Here is a 15181-nt window from a genome sequence, read left to right on the forward strand (position 1 = left end):
CAACGTAATCATGAAAAAATTAACCTCTGCGGCGCTGGTCGCACTGCTGCTGCTGGCTGGCGGTAATATCCCTGCTTATTCACAAATGGGTAAAGAAACGCTGGAAAATAAAAAAATCACCCACGTTGAAGACTTCTTTCCGAAAATTAAAGGATCGTTCGTTGGCGATCCGATGCCGGCTTACGATAACGGTGAATTTAATATCTTTTATTTGAATGATATTCGTGGTGGCGGCGATTTAGGCGTTCATGCGATTCATTTACTTTCCAGTGCGGATTTATATCACTATCAGAATCACTCAGAAGTCATTCCGTACGTGAATGATGTCGACAGCCCGGAGTTATTATTAGGCACCGGCTCAATGATTAAGGTCGGTGACACCTGGCACGCCTGGTATACGGCACACAACGCCAATGTTTTCCCGGTGGAGTCGATCATGCACGCCACCAGCCAGGATCGCATTCACTGGGTTAAGCATCCGCAGGATACGATTCTACCGGGTGCGAACTATCGCGGTAACGACTTCCGCGATCCGCACGTGGTGTGGGTGGAGGAAAAACAAGAATACTGGATGCTGATCACCACCCGCAGCAACGGGCGCGGGATTATTGCGCGCTACAGTTCAAAGGATTTAAAAACCTGGCAGGATCGCGGGGTCTTCTTCGACAACGATACGATTGCCCCGGATTCCAATCTGGAGTGCCCGACGCTGGTGTATTTCAACGGGCGCTGGTATCTGAGCTTTAGCGATCAGTGGCCGCTGCGCCTGACGCAGTACCGCGTGGCGGATGAACCCGAGGGGCCGTGGCATAAGCCGGATAATTACGTATTCGACGGTGCCGGGCTGTACGCCGGGAAGCTGGTGATGAAAAACGACCGACTGTTTGTCTTCGGCTGGATACCGACCAAAGGCGGCAACAGCGACGGCGGCAACATTGACTGGGCGGGGAATCTGGTCGGGCACGAGCTGACCGCCGAGGCCAGCGGCCAGCTGAACAGCGTTATTCCGCAGGAGCTGCAGGCGGCAATCGACGCTAACGGCGGCAGTACCCGGACGCTGGAAAGCACCGCGCAGGTGGCGACCGCGACGCAGTTCGGCCCGCTGCGCTCGGCTATCTATCCGGCCTTACCGAAACGCGGTGTGCTGGCCGCCAGCGTGGAGATACCAACCGCCGGAATGGCAATGAGCTTTGGCGTGAATAATAACAACGTCGGCGAAGCACGGCTCAACGTGGTGTTTAATAAAAGCAAAGGCAAGGTCTATTTCTTTAATTCCCCGCTCGCCTCAATTAATCAGGCCAATGCCGAATCCTGGGTCGATATTCCACTGGGCGAGAAAGTCGAGCTGAAGGTGCTGATCCAGAATTCGATGGCGGTGTTCTATATCAATAATAAAGCCGCATTCAGTACGCGAATGTATGCCATGGAAGATAAACCCTGGAGCATCAGCCTGCCGCAAAAAGATGGCATTCACGCCGAATTAAAATTTAAAGAAATGATTTAACGGGACCTAATTATGAAAAATTATCATGCCCTGGCAATATTTATTGCTCTGATATTACCCGGCGTCACCCATGCCAGTATGAGCATGGCAAAAGACCGGGCGGGAAACGTCATTGCGGTCGATCCCTGGTCCTATCTGGATGAGGAAGTGATGTGGACTTCGGCACGCTCTTCAAATCCTGCCGGGGGTAAAATTCACGGCCAGCTGAAAGTGAAGTATGCCATTGAGGATAACAACTGGCGGCACAGCAGCTTCCATAACGGCAGCGAATCCGCCACCTTTGTGCAGGGCGTGATGCGCCACGATGCGCTGCCGGGCTGGTATCTGGCCTTTTCCGACGGCCGCACCACCAACTATAACGGCGCATGGGATAACCAAACTTACCTTAGCCAGGATCAGTGGACGCAGGTGATTGTTGGCCATGAGTATTTCTATCAGCGGCTGCGCTTCGGCTGGGACGTGATGGGCGGCAGCGCCTCGCAGGACGATCGCTGGCAGGCGCGCGCCAAGTTCTTTGCCGATCTGCGTGCTACCGATCGCCTGTCGTTCTTTGGCTACCTGTATCAGCAGATCGACCATCGCCGCAGCGGTGCCTCGCAAAACGACCGCGATGTGCGTTCGTTCCAGATTGAGCCGGGCGTGCAGTATATTATCAACAATACCACCGGCGTCTGGTTCCGCCAGGCGTTCTCCTCCGGCATTCTCGAGCGGGCGCAGTGGGGCAATATCGACAGCAAGGACTGGACCACCTCGGCAGGCGTCTGGCACAACTGGGGCAGGCTCTCCACCACCTTCAGCGGCGGCTACGGCCACTTTAAGAAGGACAACGCCCTGCAGGACAACAGCGAGGTCTTCCAGGACAGGCGCTATCACTTCATCAAACTGACGGCCAACTATCCGATCACCTCGCGCTTTACCGTGTCGGGGGAAGTGACCGGATCGGATATTGCGCAGAGCGGAAGCTGGGTAACCAACGGCGATGCGATTACCACCGAGTATAAGCTGATGCTGGATTATAATTTTTAACCTCGACGGGCCTTGCTGAACGCTAATCGCAATCGCTGCGGTTAGCATCAGGCAAGGCCCCAATAAGGCGTTATTTATTGTTGACCTGAATCTGCGAAATTTTAGTATGTAATTAATTTATCTGAATAGAACGTGAAATTATCACTCAAGGTGTTATTTAATCTGAGTGGCATCTGTTATTGCTGGAATACAGTTTTTAACCGAAACATTTAAATTATTTTCGACGGAGCCATTACCAGAAAAATCAGATCCAGCTCAAACTTTCCAACAAAATCTACCCGCCGCTGCGGATGTGTATGCCGTTTGACAGTCATCGATCCTGGCCATTGCTAGAGTATACCCACATTAACATTGTCAGGTAGAAATCGATGTCCAACACACTGAAAATTAAGAAACTCACGCCTTTTATCATGCATGTGCCGGTGACGAAAAATATCATTGGCGACTCCACTCACAGCATTACCCACTGGGGAATGCCTGGGGTGATGATTGAAACCGAATGCGGTCTGGTGGGCTACGGCCATACCGGCACCCATGCGGATATCACCACCGACCGGCTGATCACCACCATTATTACTGACGTCTTTGGTCCAATGCTGATTGGTGAAGACCCCACCGAAGTACGCCACCTTCACCGTAAGTTATCGCGTAGCTCAACCAATATCTGGGTAGGGCGCGGTGGACTGATGCAAATGGCCCTGTCGGCGATTGATATCGCGCTGTGGGATCTGAAGGCTAAACACGCCGGACAACCGCTGTGGCAGCTGTTTGGCGGATCGAAGCAGGCAAAAGTGTCGGCCTACAACACCGACTGCGGATGGCTGGTACGCGACACCGCCGAGCTGGTGGACGACTGTAAGAAAATGATCTTCGAAGAGGGCTTTAACGCCATCAAAATGAAGATCGGCAAGCCTGACCCGAAAGAGGATATCCGCCGTATCGAAGCCGTCAGAAACGCGATTGGCGACGGTGCTCAGCTGATGGTGGATGCCAATGCTAAATGGGATATCAGCACGGCGAAGCAGTACGGTCCGCGCCTGGCAGACTATGACATTACCTGGTTCGAAGAGCCGATGTGGCATGATGATGTCTCCAGCCACAAAGAGCTGGCAAAACATATGACTACGCCGATTGCACTTGGTGAACTGCTGTATCAGTTTGATTCCTTTAAAGAGTTTGTGCTGGCCGGTGCGGTCGACTACCTGCAACCGGATGCCACGCGCTGCGGCGGCCTGACGGCGGTATGGGAAATTGCTGACCTGGGAATGGCATTTAATCTGCCGGTCACCCCGCATCACGGCGATATGATGCAGGCGCAGCTCCACCTGGTGATGGCGCACCCGGCCTGTTCGCTGCTGGAGTATATTCCTTGGACGCTGGACTGCTTCGTTCATCCGGTGGTCGTGAAGGACGGTGTGTATCAAACGCCAACCGAACCGGGGGCGGGCACCACGTTACGTCCGGAGGCTTTAGATCGCTTTAGCGTCAGATAATCCGATTTAATATTTCAGGGCTGTACCCTTTATTTCATTACTGTATTGATAATTAAAATAACATCAGCAGAGGAATGTCATGGATAAAACGTCTCCCGATCATTTGTCCGTCGCCATCAGCAAAGCGATAAAAAGAATTATCCCGATGGTGACGCTTATGTTTATTTTGGCCTACCTGGACCGGGCGAATATTGGTTTTGCTAAACAGCAGTTTCAATATGACACCGGGCTGAGCGATGCCGCCTATGCGTTTGGCGCGGGAATATTCTTTATCGGCTACGCGCTATTTGAAGTGCCCAGCAATATTCTGCTGTATAAAGTGGGAGCCAGAATATGGCTCGGCAGGATTATGATTACCTGGGGCCTGGTTTCCGCCTCAATGATGTTCGCCCATACCGAGAACGTTTTTATCTTCCTGCGTTTTTTACTCGGCGTGAGCGAGGCCGGTTTCTTCCCGGGGGTGATTCTGTATCTGACGTTCTGGTTCCCGCTGCATATCCGTGCCAGGGTGACCGGTTATTTCCTGTTCGGCGCGCCGCTGGCGTTCATTATCGGCGGCCCGCTGTCGGGCGGTCTGCTGACGCTGGACGGCACGCCGTTTGCCTTTGGTCTGCACGGCTGGCAGATGATGTTCCTCGTTAAAGGGCTGCTGGCATCCATCGTTGGGGTGTGGGTGATTTTTTACCTGGACGATCGCCCGGAAAATGCCAAATGGCTGAATGCCAGTGAGAAGAAAGCGCTTTCGGATAAGCTGGCGGCGGAAGACGAACAAAAAATTGCCCACGGACCAAAAGGCGCACTGGCGGCACTGCTGGACATCAAGGTGCTGTATCTGTGCCTGATCTGGTTTACCGTGCAGGTTTGCGGCTACGGTATTTACTTCTTCCTGCCGACGCAGATCGCCACGCTGATGGGAACCAAAGTCGGCCTGCTGGTGGGGTTTGTCACCGCCATTCCGCCTCTGTGTGCAGCAATAGCCGTCTATTACGTACCGCGGATTTCCGAGAAGCTGGGCGAGCGGCGGATCGTGGCGGCGGTGACCTTTATGCTGGGCGCAGCGGGCATTGCCATCTCCGGTTTTGCCGACAGCGTCCCGGTTATCGCTATTACCGCACTGTGCGTAGCCGCAGCGGGTCACCTGGCGATGCAGCCGCTGTACTGGACCTTCCCGTCTTCCTATTTAGGCGGCACGGCGGCGGCTTCCGGTATTGCGCTGATTAACTCGATGGGCAATCTGGGCGGTTTTGTTGCGCCGAACATCCGGGTATGGGCCGAGCAGACGTTCCACTCCGCGCGGGCGGGGCTGTATTTCCTCGCGCTGGTGACCTTTGTCGGCGGCGTGATGATCCTGCTGCTGCGCCGTATGGGAATGGATAAAAAGGTGGTGGCTCCTTCCACGACCGGGTCATCCGCAGCGCTAAACTAAAAGAGACGAAGCTGGCTGTATTGCCGCAACCCAATCTTCAAACAGGCAACGCAACAGCTCAGAAGCGGACGGGGTTTGCCCCCGACTGCAGCATCCGCAGCGCTGAACGGAGTAAGGAAGCCCGGATTCGCCAGCAGGGACGCTGGCGAAAGGCGCAGCCGTGCAGGACGCACGTCTGCGGCGGTCCGCAAGGCTGACGCGCGACGTGAAGGGACCGCGAAGCGGCGCGAGGACCAGCCCAGCCGGGGGCAAAACCCGTCAGCGCGATCGCCAAATCCAGCAGACATCAAATAAACAATGCTCAGTCAGCGAGTTAGTGTGAACATTGCACCCAGCTAAATGCTATAAATCCCCATCCCGATCCCCACCCGGCAGCAAAGGTAAACAACGTGAAATTATCCGACAACGGCCAGTACCTGCTCCAGCCCGAAGGCGATGTCATCACCCTGTCAGAACAGGAATTGCTGGCGATCCTCTCCACCAGCAGCTGGTTTAACGAACTGCCGGACTACCTGATTGCCAAAATCGTGGAGCTGTCCAGCATCCGTAACTACGAAGATGGCGATGTTATCCACTACCAGGGTGACACCTCACGCGGGCTCTATGCGGTACTCTCCGGTGCGGTAAAAGTCAGTTCTCTCGGGGCTGATGGCAAAGAGTGCGTCTTTCGCTACCTTGCGCCCGGTAGCTGGTTTGGCGAAATCGGCATGCTGGATAAATCCGCCAGAACTCACGATGCCCGCGTGATCAACAATACCCTGCTGCTGGTGCTCTCCTCCCGTGATGTGCAAACGCTGCTTAACCTCTATCCAATTTTTTATAAATTCCTCGCGCTGCTGCTGTGCCGGGTGGTCAGAAACGCTTTCACCATGCTGAATGACACCACGCTGCTGTCTGTATCGGCCAGGCTGGCAAAACGACTGATCAGTCTGGCCGAGGCTTACGGAGAACCGCACGAGCGAGGGATTTTGATCGGCCTGTATCTGACGCAGGATGATATGGCCACGATTATCAATACCACGCGGCAGACGATTAATAAGCGGCTGGTGGACTGGCAGAAGCTGGGATGGATTGATGCTAAATACGGAAAAATATTAATTATGAATTCGGAAGCGCTAAAACAGCTATATATGGATGAATAGCTTTTAGCGGCGTGAAGTGGTTTCTCAGACGAATATTCAGCGTCAATTTTTAATAAAAACCCTATCGTGTTAACGATCACAGTTTCAGGCCGTTGCTATACGCGATGGCTATTAAACGCTGCGGCGAAGGTATTGGACGCTCCGTACGGGGTATTCGTACTCTTTTAGCGGTGCGCGCCTGCCCGATTGTCGGGAATGCTCGCCATTTCCCGCTACCCGTAAAGGATAAAATATGCCATCCGCTAACCCCTCTTTGCTCTCCGGCGCTATCGCCGCCGTGCTGGTCATTGCCGTTGCTTTGTTTATCGTCACCGGGATATCACCGGCATTGCTCTCCGGCTGGCTTTCACTGCTGCTGGTGGCGATAGTGCCGACCCAGATTGTTTACGGTGCTTTGTGGAATAACGCGCGGCCGCAGATGATCACCCGGCTTTCCCAACCGTGGCGCGGGCTGATGCAGCTGGCGATCTCTGTGATTATCGGTATTCCGGTAGCGGCGTTCGCGCTGTGGGTGCCCGGCGGCGGTAGCCCGAACCCTTTTGCCAATATGTTCCTGATCCTGTCGGTGCCGGTGACCTTCTGGCTGGTGGCGGTGTGGCAAGGCTGGCCGTGTTCGTTGTTATTTAAAAATAAAGGGGTACTGGGGATCGCCACGCTGCTGCTGGCCTATGCGCTAACGTACCTGCTGTTTCGCACGCTGTTTGATTTTGGCTGCGCCAGCGGCGCACCGTTCTACCAAAGCACGCTCGATCCACATGGCCTGCTGCTGGCGTGGTATCCGCTGACCGCCGCGCTGGCCGCGTTAACCTTTATGCTGATGGGCATTCTGCTGGACTTCTGGCCCGCCTCTGCGCTGGCGCAGCGGCTCCCGATTACCGGCAGGCAGCCGCTGTGGGCGCTGGTGGTCAGCCTGGGCGTGGCGGTGTGTACGGCGCTGCTGTGGCTGCTGTTCATCAACGTGCTGCAGATGGATATCGTGATGTTTATGGTGCGAATTTGCGTCTGTACCATCTTCGGGATTTTTATTCTGCTGGTGATCATGCAGGGCGTTCCGTCGCTGAGCCTGCCGCAGCCGCTGCGCGGTTTAGCGCTGATCGCCATTGCGGTAGCGTCAGGCCAGTTGGCGTTTTGGGGCTACGGCTATCTGGGCAGGCTGACGTTCGGCCTCGCCACCGGCGCGCCGGGCTACGCGCTGGAACTGTGGATGGCTTCCGGCATGCTGTCGGTGACGTTCCCGGCGATGGTGCTGTTTGCACAGTATTTTGCGTTCTGGCCGATGAAGAGAGCGGCGCGGGAGTTTAAAGAATAAGACGCTTGTGACGTGGGGGCTGGGTTCCAGTCTCTGCTGCTGCTCCAGGGCGGTCCTCGCGCCGCGTTGCGGTCCCTTCGTTTACGCCATTGCGCCGACGGATCGGCCAGGATTGAACATCCCTGTTCAAACCCGGCCTGACGCCAGCGTCCCTGCTGTCGTCTCCTGGCTCAATGTCTCCACCTCAGCGCTGCGGATGCCCTTGCGCAGCAGCAGAGGCTGCCCCTTTCAATTGTTTCATCGCTTTTAGTTTGAAGGTAAGCCGGTACTGTGAAGTTCGGGGGCTGGTGGGCAGCTTCTGGATCTTCAGGGCTGTCCTCTCTTTTAAATATTCCGGCAACACGAAAGTCAGAAAGCAGGCTGGCAGTGCCCACGAGCGGGCAATCCGCAGCGCTGAACGGAGAGAGGAAGCCAGGATTCGGCCGCATGGACGCGGCCGAAAGTCACAGCCGGGCCAGGACGGCCCGTCTGTGACGGTCCGACCGGCTGACGAACGAAGAGAAGGAACCGCAACGCGGCGCGAGGACCGCCCGAGCGGGGGCACTGCCAGCCAGCGCTAACGCCCGCCCATGCAAACAACTCAGCTCAAACACCCGAACGGGGACACAGCCAGCGCGAGCACCAGCTTTACAGCCAGCACCAAACTACCCCTTCGACGGCTTCAACTGATGCCGACGCCCCACCACAAAGGCACCGACAAAAATCACCACGGTAAACATCAGCAGCGCAAACAGCACATACATCACGCTCCACAACAGCGTAGTGAACGGCGTCGCCACCGTATCCTGCGGGATCAGCAGCCCAATCACCGCCATCGCCAGAATAATCACCGTGGAACTGAACAGCGTAATATTCACCTCAAACTCAAACCAGCGGCCCAGCACCGGCGGGCGCCACGGCAGCACGCCGTTCGAATCATAAGTACCGCCGCCGTAGCCCCGGCGGGCAAACACCGCGGTAAAGAAACCACCGTAGGCTGAAGCCGACATCGCCGCAGCCAGCCACAGATGGCCCTCAAAATCCGCGCCCCAGATCGCCCACAGCGCCACCAGCGCGAAGCCGATATAGCTGCACACCTGCCAGACCACGTGAAAACGCGCGTGCGGCACCCACTTCGGGTTGGTCATATGGGTTTCGTTCGAGTCGAAAATAGAAGGGATCACGCTGTAGCCCAGCGTACATATGGTTAACAGCACCTGTAGGGTCAGAGTATTCATTAAACACCTCTTATTATTTTGTTATGCGGTTGATGATGATGGCCGCCCGCAGCGGCGGCCAGGGACAGCAGAAATCAGGCCTTCTGACTGAGATCCAGCGCGGCATCCACAATCATATCCTCCTGACCACCCACCATACGGCGGCGGCCCAGCTCGACCAAAATATCGACCGTTTTCAGCTGATATTTTTGCGCCGCCGCTTCCGCATGGCGCAGGAAGCTGGAATATACCCCGGCGTAGCCCAGCGCCAGAGTTTCACGGTCGACGCGCACCGGGCGATCCTGCAGCGGCCGGACCAGATCGTCAGCGGCATCCATCAGTGCATAGAGATCGGCACCGTGCTGCCAGCCAAGCTTGTCAATCGCCGCCACGAACACCTCCATCGGCGTATTCCCGGCCCCGGCACCCATGCCCGACAGGCTGGCATCTACCCGATCGCAGCCTTCTTCCAGCGCCACAATCGAGTTCGCCACGCTCAGCCCGAGGTTGTGATGGGCGTGCATACCGGTCTGAGTGGCCGGATTTAGCACGTCCTTCAGCGCGCGGAAACGATCGCGGATATCGCTCATATTCATCGCGCCGCCGGAATCCACCACGTAGATGCAGCCCGCGCCGTAGCTCTCCATCAGCAGCGCCTGTTTCGCCAGCTCCTGCGGCGTGGTCATATGGCTCATCATCAGGAAACCGACCGCGTCCATGCCGTTTTCGCGCGCCCAGCTCAGATGCTGGCCGGAAACATCCGCTTCCGTGCAGTGGGTGGCCACGCGCACCACGCTGGCCCCGGCATCGCGGGCATTGCGCAGATCGTGCAGGGTGCCGATCCCGGGGATCAGCAGCGTAGCGATCCGCGCGCGTTCCACGCTTTCTGCCGCCGCAGCGATCCACGCCACATCGCTGTGCGCGCCGAAACCGTAGTTAAAGCTGGACCCTTCCAGCCCGTCGCCGTGGGCCACTTCAATACTGTCGATACCGGCACGATCCAGCGCCCGGGCGATCGATCGCACCTGATCCAGCGAATACTGATGGCGCACCGCGTGGCTGCCGTCGCGCAGGGTGACATCGGAAAGGTAAATCTGCTTCAGCTCGGTCATGACTGCTGCTCCTTAATTCCACGGGCAATACCGGAGGCGATACGGCGGCGGGCAAGCACATCGGCGCTGGCCATCGCGGCGGAGGTCATAATGTCGAGGTTACCGGCGTAGGCGGGCAGGTAGTGCGCCGCGCCTTCCACCTCGATCAGCAGGGTGATTTTCAGCCCGCGGGTTAACCCTTTGGCCGGTGTCAGCGCCAGCTGCTGCTCGTTCATTTCGTCAAACTGCGCCTGCTGCTTGAGGCGGTAGCCGGGCACGTACTGCTGCACGCGCTCAACCATCTCAGCAATGCGCTGGCGCAGCAGATCCTGGTCTGCCGGTTCGGTCAGCAGATAGATGGTGTCGCGCATCATCAGCGGCGGCTCCGCCGGGTTAAGAATGATGATCGCCTTACCGCGTTTGGCGCCGCCGACCTGCTCAATGGCTTGGCGGGTCGTTTCGGTAAACTCATCGATATTGGCGCGGGTACCCGGACCTGCGGAGAGGCTGGCGATAGAGGCCACGATCTCCGCATAGTGCACGGTGGTGACCTGTGAAACCGCCGCTACCAGCGGAATGGTCGCCTGGCCGCCGCAGGTGACCATATTGATATTGCTGGCTTCGACCTGCTCCAGATTGATCGCCGGAACCACGTAGGGACCGATGGCCGCCGGGGTTAAGTCCACCACCTGGATACCGTGCTTTTGCAGTTCGGCATTATGATGCGGGTGGGCACCGGCGGACGTGGCGTCGAAGACGATATCAATCTCCGGGAACACCGCCATCTTCAGCAGCCCTTCAATCCCCTCTGCGGTCACCGGGATGCCCCATTTTGCCGCGCGGGCCAGCCCCTGCGACTTCGGATCGACGCCGACCATCGCGCCCATCTCCAGATACTGCGCGTTGTGCTGTACTTTAATCATCAGGTCGGTACCGATATTGCCGGGGCCGATGATGGCGACTTTTACTTTATCCGTCATTTGCTTACTCTCTGTTGTGAGATGCCCGCGAGATGAAAACCGGCGCTGCCGAGCGTTTGCATCTCAACCGAAACGTAATCACCGGGGTGGACCCACTCCGCCGCCGTCGCCCCACCGGCCAGCACTATCCAGCCCGGCTGTAAGGGTTCACCGGCCTGTTCCGCCAGCCGCGCCGCCGCTACCAGCGAACGCAGCGGATGGCCGAGCAGCGCGGCGGTAGAGCCGGTATGGGCGACCTGGCCGTTAATGTTCAGCGTCAGGCCCAGATTGCTGAAATCGATATCCGGCCGGTTCCATGGGCCAATCACCAGTCCGCTGGACGAGGCGTTATCGGCAATCACCTCCGGCAGGGTGAAGCGGAAGTTCTGATAGCGGGAGTCGATGATCTCCAGCGCCGGGGCGATGGCTTCGACGGCCGCCAGCGCCTGCGGTCCGGTCACGATGCCGCTCAGCTCGCGTTTCAGAATAAAGGCGATTTCCGGCTCGCAGCGCGGATGCACGAAGCGGCTGGCCTCAACGCTGCCGCCTTCTTCAATCAGCATCGCGTCGGTCAGGCGGCCCCAGATCACGTCGGACAGCCCCATCTGGACCATTTTGGCGCGGCTGGTAAAGCCCATTTTCACCCCGATCCGCTGCTCACCGCGTGTCAGGCGGCGCTGGATCGACAGGCGCTGGATGGCGTAGGCCTGTTCCAGACTGAGCGTACCTTCACTGTCAAACTGCGGGGTTTCCACCGCATTACGCGCCGCGTCGTCGAGGCGGATCGCCAGTGCTTCACTGTTCATTGCTGCTTCTCCTCAGCGCTTTCCGCCTGAAATACCGCCCGGACCTGGCCCAGGCCGTTAATCCGCGCTTCAATCACATCCCCCGGCGCCACACTGACCATTGGCCCCAGCGCGCCGGAGAGGATCAGTTCACCCGCGCGCAGCGGCGTGCCCATTCGTACCATGGTGCGCGCTAGCCACAGCACCGCATTCAGCGGATGGCCCAGGCAGGCAGCACCCGCACCGGTAGAAACCGGTTCGCCACGGCGGGTCATCACCATGCCGCACAGGCGCGGATCGAAGTCGGACAGGCTGCGCGGCGTGGTGCCGAGCACGAACGCGCCGGATGAGGCGTTATCCGCCACGGTATCGGTAATGCGGATATTCCAGTCGGCAATGCGGCTGCCGACGATTTCCAGTGCGGGCAGGGCGTAGTCAATGGCGCGGATCGCATCTGCCAGGGTCGGCAGCGGCATGGCGAGATCGTCCCGCAGTACGAAAGCGATTTCGGCCTCCACCTTGGGCTGCGCCAGCGCGCTGACCGGAATCGGCTCGCTGTCGCCAAAGGCCATGGTATCCAGCAGCACGCCGAAATCGGGCTGATCCACCCCAAGCTGGCGCTGAACGGCCGTCGAGGTCAGACCGATCTTGCAGCCGACGCGGCGGGCACCGTTCGCCAGCTGACGGGTGATATTGCGCTGCTGAATGGCGTAGGCATTTTCAATGCTCATGGCGGGCCAGCTGTCGCGCAGCGGGGCGACGGGGCGGCCGTGCTGCGCCGCCTGCCAGAGCGTATCCGCCGCTTGCTGGATCTCTGACGGGGTCATACGCCGCCCTCTTTTTTCTTCGCGGCGATCTCATCCTTGGTTTCCCCGCCCACGCACCAGTGCTCCGCCGGAACGGAAGTGGCGTAAACGCGGATGCTTTCCAGCGGCGCGTCCAGCATTTCAGAAACGGTATGGGCAACGGCTTTTACGCAGGCTTTAACGCGTTCGCTGTCGCGGCCTTCGACCAGAGAAATATGAATTACGGGCATGATGGACTCCTGTTGAGAATAACGTCACACGCTTATGACGGCGTGTATCCTGTATTTGCAGAGTGAACGCCCGGAGCTATACCGTCCAATACCTATAGGGAGCGATTCGATACCGTAATGGCATCGGATAATGTGCAGGGAAATAGCGTTTTATGAGGTGACTCGCAGAAATTCCGCCGGGAATAAAATCACCGATAAGAATGTGTGACGTATTTAGCACTAAAAGGGTTCAGCGCGTTTCACCCGCAGAAATTCGGGTAGAGTCAGCAGGATTATGTGATACCGGCGGTGCCGAAATCCGGTCAAAACAATTCGAAAAAGGTATTGAGGGACGAGAATGGATGTGAAGCAGCTACGGTACTTTATTGCGCTGGCGGAAGAGCAGCATTTTGGACGGGCGGCCGAACGTTTGCACATCACCCAGCCGCCGCTGACGCGTAGCATTCAGGCGCTGGAGTCTTCCCTTGATACCACACTGTTTGTCCGCACCAGCAAAGGCGCGACGCTGACCACGGCGGGCCATCTGCTGTTGGAAAAAGCGCGGTCGATTCTGTCGCTGACCCAGGATGCGCGCGAACACGTGCGCCTGGCGGGGCAGGGGTTTATCGGCAGGCTGGACGTTGGGGTGTTCAGCTCGGGGATGTTTAATGTGATCCCGCATCTGCTGGGCGAGTTTCACCGCGAGCGGCCTGAAGTGAAGATCCGCATTCACTCGATGGGCAAGGCGCAGCAGCTGATCGCCCTGCGCGAGAAGCGCATCAGTATTGGTTTTAACCGGCTGGTGCCGCAGGAGCCGGATATCGCCGTTGAGTGGGTGCGGCACGAATCCTATATCGTGGCGCTGTATGACGATCATCCGCTGGTGGCGAAATCGGCTATCACGCTGGCGGATCTGGAGAATCTGCCTCTGATCCTCTATCCGAAAGCACCGGTCCACGGTCTGATGCAGGTGATTGCCGATGCATTTCATCATGAAGGGGTGCAGCTCAACGTGGAGCAGGAGGTGGATGACGTGATGATGGCGATTGCGCTGGTGGCCAGTCGTTTTGGCGTGTGTATTACTACCGAGTCCGCTGCCAATCTGAAATTACCCGGCGTGGTGTATCGGCCGCTGCATTCTTTGCAGTTGCAGGATATCGAGCTGAGCTGTCTTTATCGGAAAGAGGATGATTCGCCGATATTAAATTCATTTTTGCGTTTAATTCGCAGTCGACGGCGGGCGCTGTAGAAGGTGCTGTCCCCCATTGATATTTCGTCGATTTTTGCTTTTAAAGAAATTAGAGGTTGCTGTGAAATGGGGGGTTCAGCCTCTGCTGCTGCTTCAGGGCGGTCCTCGCGCCACGTTGCGGTGCCTTCGGTTCCGCCATTGCGCCGACCGGATCGGCCAGGATTGAACATCCCTGTTCAAGCCCGGCCTGACGCCAACATCCTTGTTGTCGTCTCCTGGCGCAATGGCTTCACCTCAGCGCTGCGGATGCCCTTACGCAGCAGCAGAGGCTGTCCCTCTTTTGGTAATTTCATCGCTTTTAGATTTGGATAAAAGCCACGTCTACCAACAATTTGGGATTCCACACGCAGTCAGTTCAAAGAGCAAGCAATCGGCCCACTGACCACATTTGAAAGCTCACCAGCTAGCGCTAACTCCCAAGTTTGCCACCAATCTGGATTCAGATTTTGAAGGAGAATCTCGTCGTTAAATCCTTTTATTTTTCAGGCAACACAAAAGTCAGAGAGCAGGCTGGCAGTGCCCCCGAGCGGGCAATCCGCAGCGCTGAACGGAGAGAGGAAGCCAGGATTCGGCCGCATGGACGCGGACGAAAGTCACAGTCGGGCCAGGACGGCCCGTCTGTGGCGGTCCGATCGGCTGACGAACAAAGTGAAGGGACCGCGAAGCGGCGCGAGGACCGCCCGACCGGGGGCACCGCCAGCCAGCGCTAACTCCCAAGTTTGGAACCAATCTGGATTCAGATTTCGAGGGAGTCACTCACCGTTAAATCCTTTTATTTTTCAGACAACACAAAAGTCAGAGAGCAGGCTGGCTGTGCCCCCGAGCGGGCAATCCACAGCGCTGAACGTAGAGAGGAAGCCAGGATTCGGCCGCATGGACGCGGACGAAAGTCACAGCCGGGCCAGGACGGCCCGTCTGTGGCGGTCCGATCGGCCGACGAACAAAGTGAAGGGACCGCGAAGCGGCGCGAGGACCGCCCGACCGGG

Annotated in this window: 13 protein-coding genes; 7 read left to right on the forward strand and 6 right to left on the reverse strand. The window is 57.4% G+C overall.

The genetic code is table 11. From position 1 onward, the window contains the following. Positions 1–10 precede the first annotated feature (10 nt). From IBT47_RS17465 to IBT47_RS17490, 6 genes are all read left to right on the forward strand, one after another. The gene (locus IBT47_RS17465; RefSeq protein ID WP_200561766.1) at positions 11–1504 is read left to right on the forward strand and encodes a glycoside hydrolase family 32 protein; all 1494 of its coding nucleotides are present in this window, start codon (positions 11–13) and stop codon (positions 1502–1504) included. A gap of 12 nt (positions 1505–1516) precedes the next feature. Beyond that, positions 1517–2530: an OmpG porin family protein gene (locus IBT47_RS17470; protein WP_200561768.1), complete on the forward strand. Its 1014-nt coding sequence runs from the start codon at positions 1517–1519 to the stop codon at positions 2528–2530. 368 nt (positions 2531–2898) lie between these two features. Continuing rightward, positions 2899–4023: a mandelate racemase/muconate lactonizing enzyme family protein gene (locus IBT47_RS17475; RefSeq protein ID WP_234471960.1), complete on the forward strand. Its 1125-nt coding sequence runs from the start codon at positions 2899–2901 to the stop codon at positions 4021–4023. A 79-nt stretch (positions 4024–4102) separates the two neighbouring features. Next, positions 4103–5449, forward strand: a complete 1347-nt coding sequence (locus tag IBT47_RS17480) for an MFS transporter (protein WP_200561770.1) — start codon at positions 4103–4105, stop codon at positions 5447–5449. A 389-nt stretch (positions 5450–5838) separates the two neighbouring features. Continuing rightward, positions 5839–6591 (forward strand): Crp/Fnr family transcriptional regulator, encoded by a 753-nt coding sequence (locus IBT47_RS17485; protein WP_338049329.1) that lies wholly within the window; start codon positions 5839–5841, stop codon positions 6589–6591. A gap of 232 nt (positions 6592–6823) precedes the next feature. Next, a complete protein-coding gene (locus IBT47_RS17490) occupies positions 6824–7900 on the forward strand; it encodes a hypothetical protein (RefSeq protein WP_200561772.1) in 1077 nt (358 codons plus the stop codon). Between the two features lie 644 nt (positions 7901–8544). On the opposite strand, the gene IBT47_RS17495 is transcribed toward IBT47_RS17490, so the two are convergent. The 6 genes from IBT47_RS17495 to IBT47_RS17520 all read right to left on the reverse strand — a co-directional run bounded on the left by IBT47_RS17495 (position 8545) and on the right by IBT47_RS17520 (position 12967). Next, complete coding sequence (locus tag IBT47_RS17495) at positions 8545–9117, reverse strand: DUF6640 family protein (protein ID WP_200543090.1); 573 nt, start codon at positions 9115–9117, stop codon at positions 8545–8547. Positions 9118–9191: 74 nt separating this feature from the next. Further along, entirely contained in the window at positions 9192–10208 is a 1017-nt protein-coding gene (dmpG, locus tag IBT47_RS17500) for a 4-hydroxy-2-oxovalerate aldolase (RefSeq protein WP_200561774.1), read from the reverse strand. Then, positions 10205–11167: an acetaldehyde dehydrogenase (acetylating) gene (locus IBT47_RS17505; RefSeq protein ID WP_200561776.1), complete on the reverse strand. Its 963-nt coding sequence runs from the start codon at positions 11165–11167 to the stop codon at positions 10205–10207. Before IBT47_RS17505 ends, dmpG begins: the two co-directional genes overlap by 4 nt. Beyond that, positions 11164–11952 (reverse strand): 2-keto-4-pentenoate hydratase, encoded by a 789-nt coding sequence (locus tag IBT47_RS17510; RefSeq protein WP_200561778.1) that lies wholly within the window; start codon positions 11950–11952, stop codon positions 11164–11166. The genes IBT47_RS17505 and IBT47_RS17510 overlap by 4 nt, the downstream gene beginning before the upstream one ends. Next, positions 11949–12758, reverse strand: coding sequence for a 2-keto-4-pentenoate hydratase (locus tag IBT47_RS17515; protein ID WP_200561780.1), 810 nt, complete (start codon positions 12756–12758; stop codon positions 11949–11951). Before IBT47_RS17515 ends, IBT47_RS17510 begins: the two co-directional genes overlap by 4 nt. Then, a complete protein-coding gene (locus IBT47_RS17520) occupies positions 12755–12967 on the reverse strand; it encodes a tautomerase family protein (protein ID WP_200561783.1) in 213 nt (70 codons plus the stop codon). The genes IBT47_RS17515 and IBT47_RS17520 overlap by 4 nt, the downstream gene beginning before the upstream one ends. Positions 12968–13304: 337 nt before the next feature. Here IBT47_RS17520 and IBT47_RS17525 point away from each other — a divergent pair, with 337 nt between their 5' ends. Next, positions 13305–14195 carry a LysR family transcriptional regulator gene (locus IBT47_RS17525; RefSeq protein ID WP_200561785.1) on the forward strand — a complete coding sequence of 297 codons (891 nt, stop codon included), beginning with the start codon at positions 13305–13307 and terminating at the stop codon, positions 14193–14195. The last annotated feature ends 986 nt before the right edge of the window (positions 14196–15181 follow it).

Source organism: Erwinia sp. S43 (genome assembly GCF_016624745.1).
Lineage (GTDB): Bacteria > Pseudomonadota > Gammaproteobacteria > Enterobacterales > Enterobacteriaceae > Erwinia > Erwinia coffeiphila.

Bases quoted from the DNA above. Each gene is read 5' to 3' on its own strand.
- IBT47_RS17465 (WP_200561766.1), top strand. From the start codon at position 11: ATGAAAAAATTAACCTCTGCGGCGCTGGTCGCACTGCTGCTGCTGGCT.
- IBT47_RS17470 (WP_200561768.1), top strand. From the start codon at position 1,517: ATGAAAAATTATCATGCCCTGGCAATATTTATTGCTCTGATATTACCC.
- IBT47_RS17475 (WP_234471960.1), top strand. From the start codon at position 2,899: ATGTCCAACACACTGAAAATTAAGAAACTCACGCCTTTTATCATGCAT.
- IBT47_RS17480 (WP_200561770.1), top strand. From the start codon at position 4,103: ATGGATAAAACGTCTCCCGATCATTTGTCCGTCGCCATCAGCAAAGCG.
- IBT47_RS17490 (WP_200561772.1), top strand. From the start codon at position 6,824: ATGCCATCCGCTAACCCCTCTTTGCTCTCCGGCGCTATCGCCGCCGTG.
- IBT47_RS17495 (WP_200543090.1), bottom strand. From the start codon at position 9,117: ATGAATACTCTGACCCTACAGGTGCTGTTAACCATATGTACGCTGGGC.
- dmpG (WP_200561774.1), bottom strand. From the start codon at position 10,208: ATGACCGAGCTGAAGCAGATTTACCTTTCCGATGTCACCCTGCGCGAC.
- IBT47_RS17505 (WP_200561776.1), bottom strand. From the start codon at position 11,167: ATGACGGATAAAGTAAAAGTCGCCATCATCGGCCCCGGCAATATCGGT.
- IBT47_RS17510 (WP_200561778.1), bottom strand. From the start codon at position 11,952: ATGAACAGTGAAGCACTGGCGATCCGCCTCGACGACGCGGCGCGTAAT.
- IBT47_RS17515 (WP_200561780.1), bottom strand. From the start codon at position 12,758: ATGACCCCGTCAGAGATCCAGCAAGCGGCGGATACGCTCTGGCAGGCG.
- IBT47_RS17520 (WP_200561783.1), bottom strand. From the start codon at position 12,967: ATGCCCGTAATTCATATTTCTCTGGTCGAAGGCCGCGACAGCGAACGC.
- IBT47_RS17525 (WP_200561785.1), top strand. From the start codon at position 13,305: ATGGATGTGAAGCAGCTACGGTACTTTATTGCGCTGGCGGAAGAGCAG.